The sequence below is a fragment of the Cupriavidus mimosae genome (genome assembly GCF_023952485.1).
In the GTDB taxonomy this organism is placed as follows: domain Bacteria; phylum Pseudomonadota; class Gammaproteobacteria; order Burkholderiales; family Burkholderiaceae; genus Cupriavidus; species Cupriavidus taiwanensis_C.
This window is the reverse complement of record NZ_JALHRY010000003.1, coordinates 114,258-130,063: the sequence shown is the minus strand read 5'-3', so window position 1 is coordinate 130,063 and position 15,806 is coordinate 114,258. Positions and strand designations below refer to the sequence as shown.

The 15,806-nt window shown below is 66.8% G+C and carries 16 protein-coding genes; 3 read left to right on the top strand and 13 right to left on the bottom strand.

Translation table 11 applies throughout. The features are described 5' to 3' along the window. Nucleotides 1-7 precede the first annotated feature (7 nt). Genes MKD50_RS06975 through ndk form a run of 4 tightly spaced genes read right to left on the bottom strand, consistent with a single transcriptional unit; the run spans nucleotide 8 to nucleotide 3,394 of the window. Nucleotides 8-1,009, bottom strand: coding sequence for a RodZ domain-containing protein (locus tag MKD50_RS06975; RefSeq protein WP_115703691.1), 1,002 nt, complete (start codon nucleotides 1,007-1,009; stop codon nucleotides 8-10). Then, a complete protein-coding gene (gene pilW, locus MKD50_RS06970) occupies nucleotides 1,002-1,781 on the bottom strand; it encodes a type IV pilus biogenesis/stability protein PilW (protein WP_252666716.1) in 780 nt (259 codons plus the stop codon). Before pilW ends, MKD50_RS06975 begins: the two co-directional genes overlap by 8 nt. Further along, nucleotides 1,778-2,932, bottom strand: a complete 1,155-nt coding sequence (gene rlmN / locus MKD50_RS06965; protein WP_240072291.1) for a dual-specificity RNA methyltransferase RlmN — start codon at nucleotides 2,930-2,932, stop codon at nucleotides 1,778-1,780. The genes pilW and rlmN overlap by 4 nt, the downstream gene beginning before the upstream one ends. Before the next feature lie 36 nt (nucleotides 2,933-2,968). After that, nucleotides 2,969-3,394, bottom strand: a complete 426-nt coding sequence (gene ndk, locus MKD50_RS06960; protein ID WP_252666715.1) for a nucleoside-diphosphate kinase — start codon at nucleotides 3,392-3,394, stop codon at nucleotides 2,969-2,971. A gap of 373 nt (nucleotides 3,395-3,767) precedes the next feature. On the opposite strand from ndk, the gene MKD50_RS06955 reads away from it, so the two are divergent. Then, nucleotides 3,768-4,472 carry a Bax inhibitor-1/YccA family protein gene (locus MKD50_RS06955; RefSeq protein WP_012353168.1) on the top strand — a complete coding sequence of 235 codons (705 nt, stop codon included), beginning with the start codon at nucleotides 3,768-3,770 and terminating at the stop codon, nucleotides 4,470-4,472. 68 nt (nucleotides 4,473-4,540) lie between these two features. On the opposite strand, the gene rlmD is transcribed toward MKD50_RS06955, so the two are convergent. Then, nucleotides 4,541-5,845, bottom strand: coding sequence for a 23S rRNA (uracil(1939)-C(5))-methyltransferase RlmD (gene rlmD / locus MKD50_RS06950; RefSeq protein ID WP_252666879.1), 1,305 nt, complete (start codon nucleotides 5,843-5,845; stop codon nucleotides 4,541-4,543). Between the two features lie 257 nt (nucleotides 5,846-6,102). On the opposite strand from rlmD, the gene MKD50_RS06945 reads away from it, so the two are divergent. Then, nucleotides 6,103-6,957, top strand: coding sequence for an endonuclease/exonuclease/phosphatase family protein (locus MKD50_RS06945; RefSeq protein WP_252666714.1), 855 nt, complete (start codon nucleotides 6,103-6,105; stop codon nucleotides 6,955-6,957). Between the two features lie 22 nt (nucleotides 6,958-6,979). Here MKD50_RS06945 and MKD50_RS06940 read toward each other — a convergent pair whose 3' ends face one another. From MKD50_RS06940 to surE, 5 genes are read right to left on the bottom strand one after another with little or no spacing between them, the layout of a single operon-like run. After that, complete coding sequence (locus MKD50_RS06940; RefSeq protein WP_018007781.1) at nucleotides 6,980-7,819, bottom strand: 3'-5' exonuclease; 840 nt, start codon at nucleotides 7,817-7,819, stop codon at nucleotides 6,980-6,982. Continuing rightward, entirely contained in the window at nucleotides 7,816-9,003 is a 1,188-nt protein-coding gene (gene rpoS / locus MKD50_RS06935; RefSeq protein ID WP_115703701.1) for an RNA polymerase sigma factor RpoS, read from the bottom strand. The genes MKD50_RS06940 and rpoS overlap by 4 nt, the downstream gene beginning before the upstream one ends. Nucleotides 9,004-9,009: 6 nt before the next feature. After that, nucleotides 9,010-9,882: a peptidoglycan DD-metalloendopeptidase family protein gene (locus MKD50_RS06930; RefSeq protein WP_115703702.1), complete on the bottom strand. Its 873-nt coding sequence runs from the start codon at nucleotides 9,880-9,882 to the stop codon at nucleotides 9,010-9,012. Nucleotides 9,883-9,890: 8 nt separating this feature from the next. After that, on the bottom strand, nucleotides 9,891-10,802 hold the full coding sequence (locus MKD50_RS06925; protein ID WP_115703704.1) for a protein-L-isoaspartate(D-aspartate) O-methyltransferase: 912 nt from the start codon (nucleotides 10,800-10,802) through the stop codon (nucleotides 9,891-9,893). Between the two features lie 52 nt (nucleotides 10,803-10,854). Next, nucleotides 10,855-11,607 carry a 5'/3'-nucleotidase SurE gene (surE, locus tag MKD50_RS06920; RefSeq protein WP_092309281.1) on the bottom strand — a complete coding sequence of 251 codons (753 nt, stop codon included), beginning with the start codon at nucleotides 11,605-11,607 and terminating at the stop codon, nucleotides 10,855-10,857. A 218-nt stretch (nucleotides 11,608-11,825) separates the two neighbouring features. On the opposite strand from surE, the gene MKD50_RS06915 reads away from it, so the two are divergent. Further along, complete coding sequence (locus MKD50_RS06915) at nucleotides 11,826-12,800, top strand: NADPH:quinone oxidoreductase family protein (RefSeq protein WP_252666713.1); 975 nt, start codon at nucleotides 11,826-11,828, stop codon at nucleotides 12,798-12,800. Nucleotides 12,801-12,912: 112 nt separating this feature from the next. Here the strand turns inward: MKD50_RS06915 and MKD50_RS06910 are convergent, their stop codons facing one another. From MKD50_RS06910 to MKD50_RS06900, 3 genes are all read right to left on the bottom strand, one after another. Continuing rightward, entirely contained in the window at nucleotides 12,913-13,704 is a 792-nt protein-coding gene (locus tag MKD50_RS06910) for an ABC transporter permease (RefSeq protein WP_252666712.1), read from the bottom strand. A gap of 40 nt (nucleotides 13,705-13,744) precedes the next feature. Continuing rightward, entirely contained in the window at nucleotides 13,745-14,557 is an 813-nt protein-coding gene (locus MKD50_RS06905) for an ABC transporter ATP-binding protein (protein WP_115703710.1), read from the bottom strand. A gap of 129 nt (nucleotides 14,558-14,686) precedes the next feature. Beyond that, entirely contained in the window at nucleotides 14,687-15,730 is a 1,044-nt protein-coding gene (locus MKD50_RS06900; RefSeq protein WP_115703712.1) for an ABC transporter substrate-binding protein, read from the bottom strand. Nucleotides 15,731-15,806 lie beyond the last annotated feature (76 nt).

Below are 15,806 nucleotides of genomic sequence, written 5' to 3'. Positions count from 1 at the left end.
CACCGCGTCAGGGCAGCGTCAGGCGCGCCACGTTGTTGCGGTTGGCTGCCTTCAGGTCGACCGGCGTGCCGTTGCGCGTGAGCGATTCGACGCCCTTGACGTTGCCGATCACCACCTTGTACGGGGCCGTGCCGCCGCCAGCCATGGCCTGGCCGGCCCTCGCGGTGCCGCCCATGACGACCTTGCCGCTATTGTCGCGGATTTCAAACCAGGTATCGGCGGCAAAGCGGATCTGCAGCTCGCCCTCTCCAGCCGCCACGGCAGATGCCGTGGGCGCTGCCGGTGCCGATGCGGCCGGCGCCCCGGTGGCTGCCGCAGCTACAGTGGCAGCCGCGGCTGCCGGGGTAGCCGAGGCTGCCACGGCGCTGGCCGGAACGGTTTCGGCGGACGGGGCCGGCGAGTCGCTGGCTGCCATCACCGGCGGCAGTGCCGCGGTCACGATACCGGCTTCCGTGCTCGCGCCGTCCGCGGCCGGCGCTTCGGCCGCCACGGTTTCGGCGGCGCTGCTGCGCGCGTCGATCCACGCGCGGATATGGTCGAGCCCGAACCAGATGCCCGCGGCGACGACCACCGCCACCAGCGCCAGCCAGACCCAGCGGCCGCCGTTGCCGCCGGAGCGGAAGCGGTTGCGGTCGTCGAAGGCTGCATTGATGCCGCCTTCGCGCTGGCGGGCGATTTCCGCCACCTGCGCCACCGCGCGCGGCTGGAAGCGCGCCAGCAGCGGGTCGATATCGACATGGAGCATGCGGGCATAGGCACGCATCACGCCCTTGGCGAAGGTCACGTCGGGCAGCGCCTTCAGGTCGGCCGCCTCGATCGCGCGCAGCTTGCTGGCCGCCACCTTCAGCCGTGCGCTGACGTCCTCGACCGACATCCGCTGCGCCTCGCGCTCGCGCGCCAGCGCGGCGCCGATCTCGCGCGCCGCAGCTTCGCGTTCTCCTTCATGCGCGCCTCCGCCGACTGCTTGCGTCGGTACGGCCTGGCCTGCGGCGCGGTCGTGCTCACTCATCCCATGCTCCTTGTTCGTAGGCGGCCACCTCGCGCGAGTCGGGGAAGCGGCTGCGCAGTTGCGCCCCCAGCGCATCCTGCGTGCGGCCGTCGCCCTGACGGTGGGCAATGCGCGCTCCCAGCCAGAGGGATTGCGCAGTGACAAATTGACTGTTGTTGACGCGCTGGACAAACTGGCGCGCCTGTACGTAATCGCCGCGCCGGTAGAACACCAGCGCCAGGTTGGTGTTCGCCACCGGGTTGTTGCGGTCGTAGCCGAGCGCGGCCTTCAGGTTCTTCTCCGCCTCGGCGCTGTGGCCCTGGCGCAGTTCGCACGCGCCCAGGCTGATCAGCGGTTTGACGGGGCCGCCGGCCGACGGCGCGGACACGGCACGCCGCAGCATGGGCTCGGCCTCGCCATAGCGCCCTTGCTGGCACAGGAACCAACCGTAGTTGTTGAGCAGGTCGCCGTCATTGGCGCGCATCGACGCCGCGGTGCGGAAGCTGTCCTCGGCCAGCGTCGGTTCATTCATGCTCATGTAGATCAGCGCCCGCACATGGTAGGCGTCGGCCAGCGACGGATCGATGGCGATGGCCTGCTTGATCTCGTCAAGGGCGACCGCGTTCTGGCCGGCCTCGAGGTAATTGGTGGCCAGTTGCAGCCGGATGCCGGCCCGGCGCCTGGCCTCGGTCTGGTCGGAAGCGGTCTGGAGATCCAGCGCCGGCGCATGCGGCAGCTGGCACCCGGACAACATCAGCAGCCCCAGCAGGGCCGCAGCGATCAGACGGATCATGCAGGGCGCGCCTCCCGCGGCTGGCCGCTGGCAGTGACGGGCACCAGCGGCGTGATCTTGCCGAACTTGCCGCGTTCGGCAAGGCGGGTGCGGTCCTTCACTTCCCCGGCCAGCTGGCCGCAAGCGGCGTCGATGTCGTCGCCGCGGGTCTTGCGGATGGTGGTGACGATGCCCGCGTCCATCAGCACCTGCGCGAAACGGCGGATCTGCTCGTTGTTGGAACGCTTCAGGCCCGATTCGGGGAAGGGGTTGAACGGGATCAGGTTGAACTTGCACGGCACGTCGGCGACAAGCTTCAGCAGTTCCCGCGCATGCTCGACGCCGTCGTTGACGCCATCCAGCATGCAGTATTCGAAAGTAATGAAATCGCGCGGCGCGAATTCCAGGTAGCGGCGGCACGCCGCCATCAGTTCGGCCAGCGGGTATTTCTTGTTCAGCGGCACCAGCACGTCGCGCAGCGCGTCGTTGGACGCATGCAGCGACACGGCCAGGGCGACCGGAAGATCCCTGGACAGCCGGTCCATCATCGGCACCACGCCGGAGGTGGACAGCGTCACGCGGCGGCGTGAAAGGCCGTAGGCGTTGTCGTCGAGCATCAGGCGCATGGCCGGGACCACGGCGTCGTAGTTCAGCAGCGGCTCGCCCATGCCCATCATCACCACGTTGGAGATGACGCGGTCATCCTTGGGGCCGCGGCCCAGTTGCTCGCGCATGGCGAACTCCGCCATCCACAGCTGGCCGATGATTTCACCGGTGCTGAGGTTGCGCGAAAAACCCTGCTTGCCGGTGGAACAGAACCGGCAGTTGACGGCGCATCCCGCCTGCGAGGAAACGCACAGCGTGCCACGCGTTTCCTCGGGGATGTACACCGTTTCCACCGCGTTGCCCTCGCCCACGTCGAGCAGCCACTTGCGCGTGCCGTCGGCCGACAGGTTGTCGGTGATGGCGGCGGGCGCGCGGATCTCGGCGCGGGTCGCGAGCTTTTCGCGCAGCGACTTGGCGAGATCCGACATGGCGTCGAAGCGGCTGGCACCGTAGTGGTGGATCCAGCGTTGCAGTTGCCGCGCACGGAACGGCTTCTCGCCGAGCTCGCCGCAATAAGCGGTGAGCGCGTCCGCGTCGAGGTCGAGCAGGTTGACGAGAGTGTTCATGACGGCAAACTCAGCTTGATGTCAGTCGGCAGCCGATCAGCGACTGTAGACGTTCATGCCCGGGAAGAAGAACGACACTTCCACGGCAGCCGTTTCGGCAGCGTCCGAGCCGTGCACGGCGTTGGCGTCGATGCTGTCGGCGAAGTCGGCGCGGATGGTGCCCTTCTCGGCCTTCTTCGGGTCGGTGGCGCCCATCAGGTCGCGGTTCTTGGCAATGGCGTTCTCGCCTTCCAGCGCCTGGATCATGACCGGGCCCGAAACCATGAAGTCGACCAGGTCCTTGAAGAACGGACGCTCCTTGTGGACGGCGTAGAACTGCTGGGCTTCGCCGCGCGACAGGTGCACCATCTTGGCAGCAACGATCTTCAGGCCGGCGGCCTCGAAACGGGCGTAGATCTGGCCAATCACGTTCTTGGCCACGGCATCCGGCTTGATAATCGACAGGGTGCGTTCGATCGCCATGAAAAACTCCGAAAAATGAAGGGGTTACAAATGGATTAAACGTGCAATTCTAGCACGAAGACTATGACGGTTTCGAGGGTCTTGCAGACCTCCGGACGGGCCCGCCCGCCCCTCGCGCACATGTCGCTGGCAAGTTGCAAAAACCGCACATTACAACCTTGTCATCCCTGGAACGCAGCGCCGCCGCTAACATCCAATGTGAGCGGCGTCGAACGGACGTGAGCCAGCGGCAGGTGACGATTGAATTACCGCGCCCTTGCAATCCGGCCTGCCCGATGCCACATTGACGATGGTTCCGTCCGGCTTCCATACGAGTCTTCGCATTTGAAGCCTCGCAACGCCGGCGCCTCACCGTTTTGAGACAGGAGTCACCATGGATAACAAGCTGAACACCTACGGTTTCGGCAATAGTGCGTCGACCGTCACTGACGTCGTCGTTCGCAACCGGGTCTTGCGCAACACTTACTGGCTGCTGGCCCTCTCGATGATCCCCACCGTGCTCGGTGCATGGATCGGCGTGGCCACCGGCTTCAGCTTCATGGCGGGCAGCCCCGGCCTGTCGCTGATCCTGTTCCTCGCGATCGCGTTCGGTTTCTTCTTTGCCATCGAGAAGACCAAGAACAGCAGCATGGGCGTGGTCCTGCTGCTGGCCTTCACCTTCTTCATGGGGCTGATGCTGTCGCGGCTGATCAGCGTCACGCTGTCGTTCTCGAACGGCCCGGCGCTGATCATGTACGCCTTTGGCGGCACCGCTGCCGTATTCGGCGCGATGGCATCGATCGCCACCGTCAGCAAGCGTGATTTCTCCGGCCTGGGCAAGTTCCTGTTCGTCGGCGTGATCCTGCTGATCCTGGCCAGCGTCGCCAATATCTGGCTGCAGCTGCCGGCGCTGATGATCACGGTGTCGGTGATCGCGATCGGTATCTTCTCGGCGTACATCCTGTTCGACGTGCAGCGCGTGGTGAACGGCGGCGAGACCAACTACATCACCGCAACGCTGGCGATCTACCTGGACGTGTACAACGTGTTCGCCAACCTGCTGGCCCTGCTGGGCATCTTCGGCGGCAACCGCGAATGACGGCAAACGCCCCAGCATGAAAAAAGCCGGCCTGTTGGTCGGCTTTTCTTTTGGGCACGCCGCCGCGATCAGTCGCGGTCGAACACCGCGATCGATTCGACGTGCGAGGTGTGCGGGAACATGTTGACCACGCCGGCGCCGCTCAGGCGGTAGCCCGCCTCGTGCACCAGCAGGCCGGCGTCGCGCGCCAGCGTGGCGGGGCTGCACGATACATAGACGATGCGCCGCGGCAGCAAGTCGCTGCCCTGCTGCGCCAGCTCGCCCAGCGCCTTGCTCACCGCGAGCGCGCCTTCGCGCGGCGGATCGACCAGCCAGCGGTCGAAGCGGCCCAGCGCGGCGATGTCTTCCGCCGTGACCTCGAACAGGTTGCGGCACGCGAACTCGGTCTTGGCGGCCAGCCCGTTGTATTCAGCATTGGCCAGCGCGCGCGCGGTCAGCGCCTCGCTGCCTTCGATGCCCATCACCGACGTTCCTTGCGTGGCCAGCGGCAGCGTGAAGTTGCCGATGCCGCAGAACAGGTCGAGCAGCCGGTCCTGCGGCTGGGCATCCAGCAGGCGCAGCGCGCGGCCGATCAGCACGCGGTTGATCTGGTGGTTCACCTGAGTGAAGTCAGTGGGCTTGAACGGCATGCGGATGCCGAACTCCGGCAGCGTGTAGGCCAGTTCTGCCTCGGCCGGGTAGAACGGGTAGACCGTATCCGGACCTTTCGGCTGCAGCCAGAACTGCACTTTGTGCGCATCGGCGAAGGCGCGCAGCAGGTCCTTGTCGGCATCGGTCAGCGGTTCCAGGATGCGCAGCACCAGCGCCGTCACCTCCTGGCCCACGGCCAGCTCGATCTGCGGCATGCGGTCGCGGATCGACAGCCCCATCACCAGCTCGCGCAGCGGCACCAGCATCGCCGACACATGCGGCGGCAGAATCTCGCAGCGCGTCATGTCGGCGACATAGCTGCTCTTGCGCTCATGGAAGCCGACCAGCACCCCGCCCTTCTTGGCCACGTGGCGCACCGTCAGGCGCGCGCGGTAGCGATAGCCCCAGTCCGGCCCCGCGATCGGGCGGAACACCACGTCGGGCTTCACCTTGGACAAGTGCCACAGGTTGTCTTCCAGCACGCGCTGCTTGATGGCCAGCTGCGCGCGCGAATCCAGATGCTGCATCGAGCACCCGCCGCAGACGCCAAAGTGCTGGCAGCCCGGCTCGACGCGCATCACGGAGGCCTGCCGCACTTCGCCCAGCTGCGCCTGCTCGTAGCTGGGCTTGCGGCGATAGCTGCGGTAGCTGACGATCTCGCCGGGCAGCGCGCCCTCGACGAAGATCACCTTGCCGGGCGTGCCGTCCTCGTTGACCAGCCGGCCGACGCCGCGCGCCTCCATGTCGAGGCTGTCGATCGTCACCACGGGGTCGTCCGCGGGCGCACCGCCCTGGGCGGCACCACGGCCACGGGAGTTCTTTGCGACGGGGGCAGCACCTTCGACGGCCGCAGCAGCCGGCACGGCCGGCGTTTCTTGTGGGGAGGACACGGCTTGGGACACCAGATAAAACCTGACGTATTGTTTTACGAAAGCGCGATTGTATGCCAGACCGGGCCGGCTCCGTTGGCGTACGTCCGGGCCAACGACGGAGAGCAGGCATGGAACTGATTTCATGGAACATCCAGTGGGGCCGCGGCGCCGACGGCCGCGTCGACCTGGCGCGGCAGGTACAGACGCTGCGCGCCATGGCCGACGCGGACGTGCTGTGCCTGCAGGAAGTGACGCGCGGCTTTGGCGAGCTGCGCGGCGAGCCCGGCGCGGACCAGGTGTCCGAGCTGACCGCGCTGCTGCCGGGCTATCACCTGCTCTATGCGCCTGCGGTCGAGCGGCGTGGCCGCAGCGGCGCGCTGAAGCAGTTCGGCAACCTGATCGCCACCCGGCTGCCGGTGCGCGAGGTGTTCCGGCATGCATTGCCCTGGCCCGCGGATCCGGAGGTAGCATCGATGCCGCGGGTGGCATTGGAAGCCACCGTGGAAGCCGGCAGCGAGCGGGTGCGCGTGATCTGCACCCACCTGGAATATTATTCGGCGACCCAGCGCACGGCGCAGGCCGAAGCCCTGCGTGACTGGCATGCCGAGGCTTGCGCCCACGCGCGCCGGCCCGGCCGCAGCGAGCAGTGGCCAGGCCCGTTCACGCCGGAGCCCCGGCCCGCCGAAGCCATCTTGTGCGGTGACTTCAACAGCAAGCCTGACGATGTCGCCTACCGGCGCATGCTGGAGCCGTTCGACGACGGCACGCCGGCCTGGCGCGACGCCTGGCTGCACGCGCATCCCGGCCAGCCGCATGCCCCGACCTGCGCGCTGCACGACAAGGAACAATGGCCCGAGCCGCCCTTCGCCTGTGACTTCATGCTGGTGACCGAGCCGCTCGCCGCCCGCATTCGTGGCTGCGAGGTCAATGCCGACACCGATGCCTCGGACCACCAGCCGATCCTGCTGTCGCTGGACCTCTAGGCCGGGCTAGCGGCTGCCGTCGTCAGTCTTCGAGGTCTTCGGCTTCGGGCGTCAGGCGCTGCAGGCGGAAGGCCTGCAGGTACTCCATCCACTGTTCGCCCGGCAGTTCGGCCAGCGATTCCTGGACAAATTCCATCTCGAGGTCGAACTCGCGCGGCGACAGCCCGCCGCGCATCAGCTGGAAGCGGCAGTACATCAGGTAGGTGTTGACGACGTCGGTCTCGCAATAGGCGCGGATCTCGTCGAGCTGCCCGGCCTGGAAGGCCTGCCACACCTTGCTGCCGTCCATCCCCATCTTGCCGGGAAAGCCGCACAGCTTGGCCAGGTCATCGAGGGGGGCGCTGGCGCGCGGCTGGTACATCGCCAGCAGGTCCATCAGGTCCAGGTGCCGCATGTGGTAGCGGCTGATGTAGTTGTTCCACTTGAAGTCGCGGCTGTCTTCGTCGCGGCCCTCGCCCATCTCCCAGTAGCGCGGCGCGGTGATGCCATTGACCAGGCCGCGGTAGTGCAGCACCGGCAGGTCGAAGCCGCCGCCATTCCACGACACCAGCTGCGGGCTGTAGCGCGCGATCAGTTCATAGAACTTCTGGATCAGCGTGGCCTCGCCATCCTGCGGCGTGCCAAGCGAGCCGACATGGAACACGGCCGAGCCGTCGCGGTGCGTGCGCCGCAGCACGCAGGAAATCGCGGCGACACGCTGCAGGTAGTGCGGGAGGAAATCGCTGCCGGTCTTTTCCCGGCGGGCGGAGAACGCATGCTCGGCGACTTCGGCGTCGCTCATCGCATCGGGATGGTCATGCAAACGGCGCAGGCCGGCGACATCGGGAATGGTCTCGATGTCGAATACCAGCACAGGGGTCATAGAACGGCGTCCTTCCTGACACCTTGCGAAGCGAAATGCCGCTTGAGCTTGACCAGCGCCTCCTGCTGGATCTGGCGCACGCGCTCGCGCGTCAGGCCCATCTCCTCGGCAAGCTCTTCCAGCGTGGCGGGCTCGATGTGGTTGAGCCCGAAGCGGCGCTCGACCACATAGCGATGCTTTTCCGACAGGCGCGCCAGCCAGAGCTTCATCAGCCCTTCCAGCTCGCGGTGCGCCACCTCCTGGTCAGGGGCGGCGTTGTGCTCGTCGGAGAGGAAATCCAGGAGGCTCGAGCCGGGATCGAGATCGAACGGCGTATCGAGCGAGGTGGTATGTTCATTGAGTGCCAGGACGTCCTGCACTTCGTCCGGCGTCTTGCCCAACAGGTGGGCGATGTCCTCCAGGCTGGCGTCGCGTCCGTCGGTGCCGCCCTTTTCCAGATGGCGCTTGGCGCGCAGCACCTGATTGAGTTCGCGGATCACGTGCACCGGCAGGCGGACCGTGCGGGCCTGGTTCATGATGGCGCGCTCAATGCTCTGGCGGATCCACCACGTTGCGTAGGTCGAGAAGCGGAAGCCGCGCGACGGATCGAACTTCTCGATTGCGTGCATCAGGCCCAGGTTGCCCTCCTCGATCAGGTCCAGCAAAGGCACGCCGCGATTGAGATAGCCCTTGGCGATGCTGACCACCAGCCGCAGGTTGCGCTCGATCATGACCTGGCGCGCGGCAAAGTCGCCGTCCTTGGCCAGCGTGGAGAAATGCAGCTCTTCCGGCGCCGACAGCAGCGGCTTGATGCTGATGCGGTTCAGGTAGTGCTGGACCGTGTCGGCGGCGAGCTCGGTATGCAGCACCGTGCGGAAGTCGTCATGCTCGGCGGTGGCGCTTTCGGTGCCGTTTTCCGCGCTGTCTTCATCCTCGTCTTCCGACTCGTCCTCGTCGTCGTCGCGCAGATGGCGCTCGTTGCGATCATTGTCGTCGCCGAGCAGGTCGGTCTCGCGCAGGCCCACCGAAGCGGACGTGGCGATAGGCTCGTCGGTCACGGGAAGCATCTCGGCGGCGAGATCGGGCTCGAAGCCCTCTGCATCGGCGCGTTCGTCGGGATGCGCCACACCAGCCTTCACTTCCGGCTGCTTGGGACGGCGAGCCCTGCTGACGGTTCCGGAGGAGACAGTTTTCTGGCGTGGCATGAACCCTCACTGTGGCGGCAGGTACCGCATCGGATCAACCGGTTTTCCGTTCTTGCGAACTTCGAAGTGAAGCTTCACCCGGTCGGTATCACTGTTGCCCATCTCTGCAATCTTCTGGCCTTTCCGGACCGTGGATTGCTCCGCGACGAGCACCTTGTCGTTGTGCCCGTAAGCGGTAAGAAATGTCTCGTTGTGTTTGATGATGACAAGATTCCCGTAGCCGCGCAAGGGGCCTACGTGAATCACCCGACCGTCATCCGCGGCCAGCACCGGATCACCCTTCTTGCCCGCAATATCGATGCCTTTATTGCCCTTGTCGTCGAATTTACCGACCATCTGGCCGGTCGCCGGCCAGCTCAGCTTCATCGAGCCGTCGGCCATCGGCGCCGAGGCGGGCGCGGTCGCGGCTGGCGCTGCCGCTGGCGCCGAAGCCGCGGCCGCAGGCGCGGCCGGCGGCGTCACCGGCGTGCCGTTCGGACGAGCCTGGTCGATCGGCTGGGCCTGCACCGTGCCCGGTGCCACCGGCATGGTGGCCACGCCCGGCGCAGTGTTGACGTCGGCACCCGGCGGCATGATGCGCAGCAGCTGGCCGACCTCGATCTGGTTCACATTGGTCAGGTTGTTCCACGTTGCCACATCGCGATACGACTGGCCGTTCTCCAGCGCTATACGGTAAAGGGTATCGCCTCGCTTGACCCGATAGTACCCGGGCGGCGCCGGTTCCAGCGTCGCCGCGGTGGTACCGGAGGTGGAGGTACGGTCGACGACCGGTGCCGGCATCGGCGAATTGGCGCAGGCGGCCAGCAGGGCCGCGAGCGAGGTCGCCGCAAAAAGTTGTCCGGCGCGTGCGAAATTTTGCGATTTCACGATGTTGTGCATAGTTCGACTCAGATGGTGCCCGATTTTAAGGGCACAAAGAAAACGGCTTCAAGCGCGGTTCGGTGAAAGCGATGGCGGTTGCGCCGCTCGATCAGCAGCAGCTGTTGCGTCACGGTCTGGCCGGGCACGCCCGCCGGCGGCATCACCGCCACCGGGGCGATCAGGCGCCCGCCGATGGCCAGTTGCTCCAGCAGCGCCTCGGGCACCTCCATGCCGGCCGCGGCGAGGATGATGGCGGAGAACGGCGCGGCCTGCGGCAGGCCCAGCATGCCGTCGCCGTAATGCAGGCGCAGATTGGGCACGCGCAAGGGCCGCAGGTTCGCCTTGGCCTGCTCGTGCAGCGGCCGGATGCGCTCGATCGAGAAGACTTCGCGCGCCACTTGCGCCAACACCGCGGCCTGGTAGCCGCAGCCGGTGCCGATCTCGAGCACGCGCTCCAGCGGCGCCTCGGCGCCCAGACCCTCGCGCAGCAGTTCGATCATGCGCGCCACCACCGACGGCTTGGAGATGGTTTGCTGGTGGCCGATCGGCAGCGCCGCGTCTTCATACGCCTGCGACGCCAGCCCCGGCTCGACGAACAGGTGGCGCGGCACCGTGGCGATGGCCGACAACACGCGCTCGTCGCGGATGCCCGCGGCGCGCAGCCGCGCCGCCAATGCCACGCGCGCACGCGCCGAGGCCATGCCGCCGCCGCCCGCGGTAGCCGCCGAGGCGCGCTGCTCGACCGCGCTGGCAGGCACCGGCGCAGGTGCCGGCGCCGCGGTGCGCGGCAGGCGCGGCTTGGCGGGCGGGGGCACGGGCGCGGCCGGGCGCGGCGCGCCCACCGCGGGGATGCCGGCGGTGCGCGCGGGCGCGGGCTTGCGTTCGACCACCGCATCCAGCGGCAGCGGGAACTTGTTGCGAGGGGGCGTGGAACTCATCGGGGGCGCGACGCGGCGATTCTGCGGCTCGGGCGGCTCGGGACCGGCGGCGCTACTTCAGCCACTGGTCGAGCGCGTCGAGCTGCCCGCGGTGCGTCAGGTCCAGCTGCAACGGCGTGAGCGAGACGTAGCCCTGCGCGGTCGCATGGAAGTCGGTGCCCTCGCTGGCATCGCGCGCGTCGCCGGCCGGGCCGATCCAGTAATTGGTATCGCCACGCGGATTGACCTGCGTGATTACCGGCTGTGACGGATGGCGCTTGCCCAGGCGCGTGGCGCGATAGCCCTGGATATGTTCGAACGGCAGGTTCGGGATATTGACGTTGAGCAGGAACGGCTCGGCCGGCGGCGTGCCGATGATGCGCTCGACCACGGTGCGCGCGACGCGCGCGGCGGCATCGAGGTGTTCCCAGCCCTTGTCTACCTGCGAGAAGGCCACCGAGGGAATCCCCAGCAGGTAGCCCTCGATCGCGGCGGCGACGGTGCCGGAGTAAAGCACGTCCTCGCCCATGTTCTGGCCCTGGTTGATGCCGGACACCACCAGGTCGGGCTTTTCCTCGAGCAGCCCGGTCAGCGCGATATGCACGCAGTCGGTGGGCGTGCCGTTGACGAAGCGAAAACCTTTTTGCACGCCTTCGCGCGCCTCGTAGATCGACAGCGGCCGTTGCAGGGTCAGGGAATTGGAAGCGCCGCTATGGTTCTGCTCCGGCGCGATGACCGTGATCCGGCCCAGCGGCGCGAGCGCAGCATGCAAAACGGCCAGTCCCGGCGCGAGATAACCGTCGTCGTTGGCGAGAAGGATATGCATGCCGCGATTGTACCTGAGCGCAGGCACGCAAGCGGCCTGCGCGCCGCCCGATCTGGCCATTTGCGGCGGCGCGCCGGCGCGGTATGCAGGCCGCAAATGACCGCCTCCACGGCTTCGGCATGAAACAGAACGACCGTGCTATTCCTGAGCTACACTTGCCCCGCCGGCCCGCGTAAGCTTGACTGGCGCGGCATGCCAACCACATCACCGGAGACAAGATGAAAGCCGTATTGTGCAAAGCCTGGGGTCCGCCCGATTCGCTGACCCTCGAAACCCTGCCCGACCTGGTGCCCGGCAAGGGCGAAGTGGTCATCGACGTCAAGGCGGCCGCGGTCAACTTCCCCGATGTGCTGATCATCCAGAACAAGTACCAGGCCAAGCCCGAACTGCCGTTCACCCCGGGTTCGGAGCTGGCCGGCGTGGTCAACGCGGTGGGCGAAGGCGTCACCCACGTCAAGCCCGGCGACAAGGTCATCGCCTACCTTGGCAATGGCGCTTTCGCCAGCCAGGCCAAGGCGCCGGCGGCGTCGGTGGTGCCGATGCCGCCCGGCATCGACTTCGAGACCGCGGCCGCCTTCACGCTGACCTACGGCACCTCGCACCACGCGGTGATCGACCGCGGCGAGCTCAAGGCCGGCCAGACCATGCTGGTGCTGGGCGCGGCCGGCGGCGTGGGGCTGGCGGCGATCGAGATCGGCAAGGCCATCGGTGCGCGCGTGATCGCGGCGGCGTCGACCGACGAAAAGCTGGAGGTGTGCAAGCAGCACGGCGCCGACGCCTTGATCAACTACAGCACCGAAGACCTGCGCGAGCGCATCAAGGCGCTGACCGACGGCAAGGGTCCGGACCTGGTCTACGACCCGGTCGGCGGCATCTATGCCGAGCCGGCGTTCCGCTCGATCGGCTGGCGCGGCCGCTACCTGGTGGTGGGCTTCGCCAACGGCGAGATCCCCAGGCTGCCGCTGAACCTGGCGCTGCTCAAGGGCGCGTCGCTGGTAGGCGTGTTCTGGGGCGATTTCGTGCGGCGCGAGCCCAAGGCCAACCAGGCCAACATGGCGCAGATGCTGGGCTGGATGAAGGAAGGCAAGATCCGCCCGCATATCTCGGCGCGCTATCCGCTGGAGCAGGCCGCGCAGGCGCTCAAGGACATGGAAGCGCGCAAGGTCACCGGCAAGATCGTGATCGTGCCGTGATGGCCGGGCCTCGACGCGTCGGCTGACGCGCCGGGACCAGGACATCCCATTGGCCACTTGGGTACTCCCTCTCCCGCACGCGGGAGAGGGGATCAACCCCGCGGCAAGGGCTTCACAGCTTCTCCGTCTCCCCGCTCTGCGGCTGCCACTTCATCAGCCGCTTCTCGCCGATGCCGACCATCCAGTCCAGCACCAGCGCAAACGCGGTCAGCACCACAATGCCGGCAAACACCGTATTGATGTCGAAGGTGCCCTCGGCCTGCAGGATCAGATAGCCCACGCCGCGCGCCGAGCCCAGGTATTCGCCCACCACCGCGCCAACAAAGGCCAGGCCCACCGAGGTATGCAGCGACGAGAACACCCAGCTGGTCGCGCTCGGGAGGTAGACATGGCGCAGCAGCTGCTTCTGATTGGCGCCCAGCATGCGCGCATTGGCCAGCACCACCGGGCTAACTTCCTTGACGCCCTGGTAGACGTTGAAGAAGACGATGAAGAACACCAAAGTCACCGCCAGCGCCACTTTCGACCAGATGCCCAGGCCGAACCAGACCGCGAAGATCGGCGCCAGGATCACCCGCGGCATCGAGTTCATGGCCTTGACGTACGGATCGAGGATGGCCGAGGTCAGCGGGCTCAGCGCCAGCCACAGGCCGACGCCCAGCCCCGCCACCGTGCCGATGCCGAAGGCCAGCACGGTCTCGATCAGGGTCACGCCCAGGTGCAGGTAGATATCGCGCTCGACGATAAACCAGTTCCAGATGCGTTGCGCCACCATCAGCGGCTCACCGAAGAAGAAAGCGACCTGCTGCGAGCGCGTGGCCAGGTGCCACACGCCGAGGATCACCACCAGCACCAGCAGCTGCCACACGCGCAGCATGCCCTTGGAATCAGTACGGAATGCCATCGGGATTCAGTTCTTGTTTTGAATTGGGACGCAGGGCCGGTCAGGCGACCTTGCGCTGCTGGGCGTAGCCCTTGAGCACTTCCTCGCGCAGCACGTCCCAGATCGCGGCGTGCAGCTCGACAAAGCGCGGGTGGTTGCGGATCTCGGCGACGTCGCGCGGGCGCGGCAGGTCGATCGCGAACTCGCCGATCGGATGCGTGCCGGGGCCGGCCGACAGCACCACCACGCGGTCGCTCATGGCAATGGCTTCGTCCAGGTCGTGGGTGATGAAGAGCACGGCCTTGCGCTTTGCGGCCCACAACTCCAGCACTTCGTTCTCCATCAGCTGGCGGGTTTGGATGTCGAGCGCGGAGAATGGTTCGTCCATCAGGATGATGTCCGGGTCGAGCACCAGCGTCTGCGCCAGCGCCACGCGCTTGCGCATGCCGCCCGAAAGCTGGTGCGGGTAGCGGTCGCCAAACCCGCCCAGGCCCACGCGGCGCAGCCATTCCTCGCCCTGCTGCACCGCCTCGGCACGCCCGGTGCCGCGGAATTCCAGGCCGGCGACGACGTTGTCGAGCGCGCTGCGCCACGGCATCAGCGCCTCGGTCTGGAACATGTAGCCGGCGCGCCGGTTGATGCCGCGCAGCGGCTCGCCGAACACGCGCACCTCGCCGCTGGAAGGCTCCAGCAGGCCGGCGCCGACATTCAGCAGCGTCGACTTGCCGCAGCCGGTGGGACCCACCACCGATACGAATTCGCCGGGCTGGATCGACAACGTGACGTCCTTGACCGCGGTATAGCGCTGGCTGCGGTCATCGCGCGAGACAAAGGTACAGGTGACCTGGTCGAGTGAAAGTGCGGGAATGCTCATGATGAACCGTCTCAGACCCGCCGTGGCGCGCACAGTGCGGCGCGGGCGAGTGATGATGGATAAGCCGTCGCTGGCGCAAAGCAAAGGCCCGCTGCGGGCAGCGGGCCGATGGCGTCGACGGCAGGAAAATTACTTGTACTTGGCGTTGGCCTTCTGCACGAACGCGTTGGTATAGGTCTCTTCCAGCTTGATCGACTTGCCCTTCAGTTCGGCGTCGAACTGGCCCAGCGCGTTGAGCGCGGTGCGCGGGCCGTCGGCCGGCATGGTGCCGTCCGGCGAGATTGCTTCCTTGACCTTGTCCCATGCGGCCAGGTACAGCGCGCGGTCGCCCAGCAGGTAGCTTTCCGGCACGGTCTTGACGATGTCGGACGGGCCCGCCTTCTGCAGCCACTTGAGCGCGCGCACCATGGCGTTGGTGAGTGCCTGCGTGGTGTTCGGGTTCTGCTGGATAAAGGCCTGCGACGCATACAGGCAGCCCGACGGCATGTTGCCGCCGAACACCGCCTGGGTGTCCTTGAGCGTGCGGGTATCCGAGGCGATGCGCACCTCGTTCTTCTGCGTCAGCATCGACACCACCGGATCCAGGTTGGCCATGGCATCGATCTGGCCCGAACGCATCGCCGCCACCGCACCGGCGCTGGCGCCCACGCCGATGAACGACACGTCCGACGGCTTCAGGCCGGCCTTGGCCAGCACGAAGTTGGCCATCATATTGGTCGACGAGCCCGGCGCGGTCACGCCGATCTTCTTGCCCTTCAGGTCGGCGATCGACTTGAAGTTGGGCATGGTCTTGTTCGACACCACCAGCACAATCTGCGGGGCGCGGCCCTGCAGCACGAATTCCTGGTAGCGCTGGCCCTTGGCCTGCAGGTTGATGGTGTGCTCGTAGGCGCCCGAGACTACGTCGGCGCTGCCGCCCACCACCGCCTGCAGCGCCTTGGCGCCGCCGGCGAAGTCGACAATCTCGACCTCAAGGCCTTCTTCCTTGAAGTAGCCGAGGCGCTCGGCGATGGTCAGCGGCAGATAATAGAACAGGTTCTTGCCACCCACCGCGATGGTGACCTTGGTCTTCTCGGGCTTGCCCTGTGCCAGGGCATGGCCGAAGGTGAACCAGCCGGCCAGGAACAGCGCCAGCGCGATCAGGAATTGCTTCCAGAACTTTTTGTTATACATGCGAGATCTCCTACCCGTGTGGACTGGCGCCGCGGCAACGAGCGCTTGAAAGGGGGGCGCCGCGGTGCGGCAAATT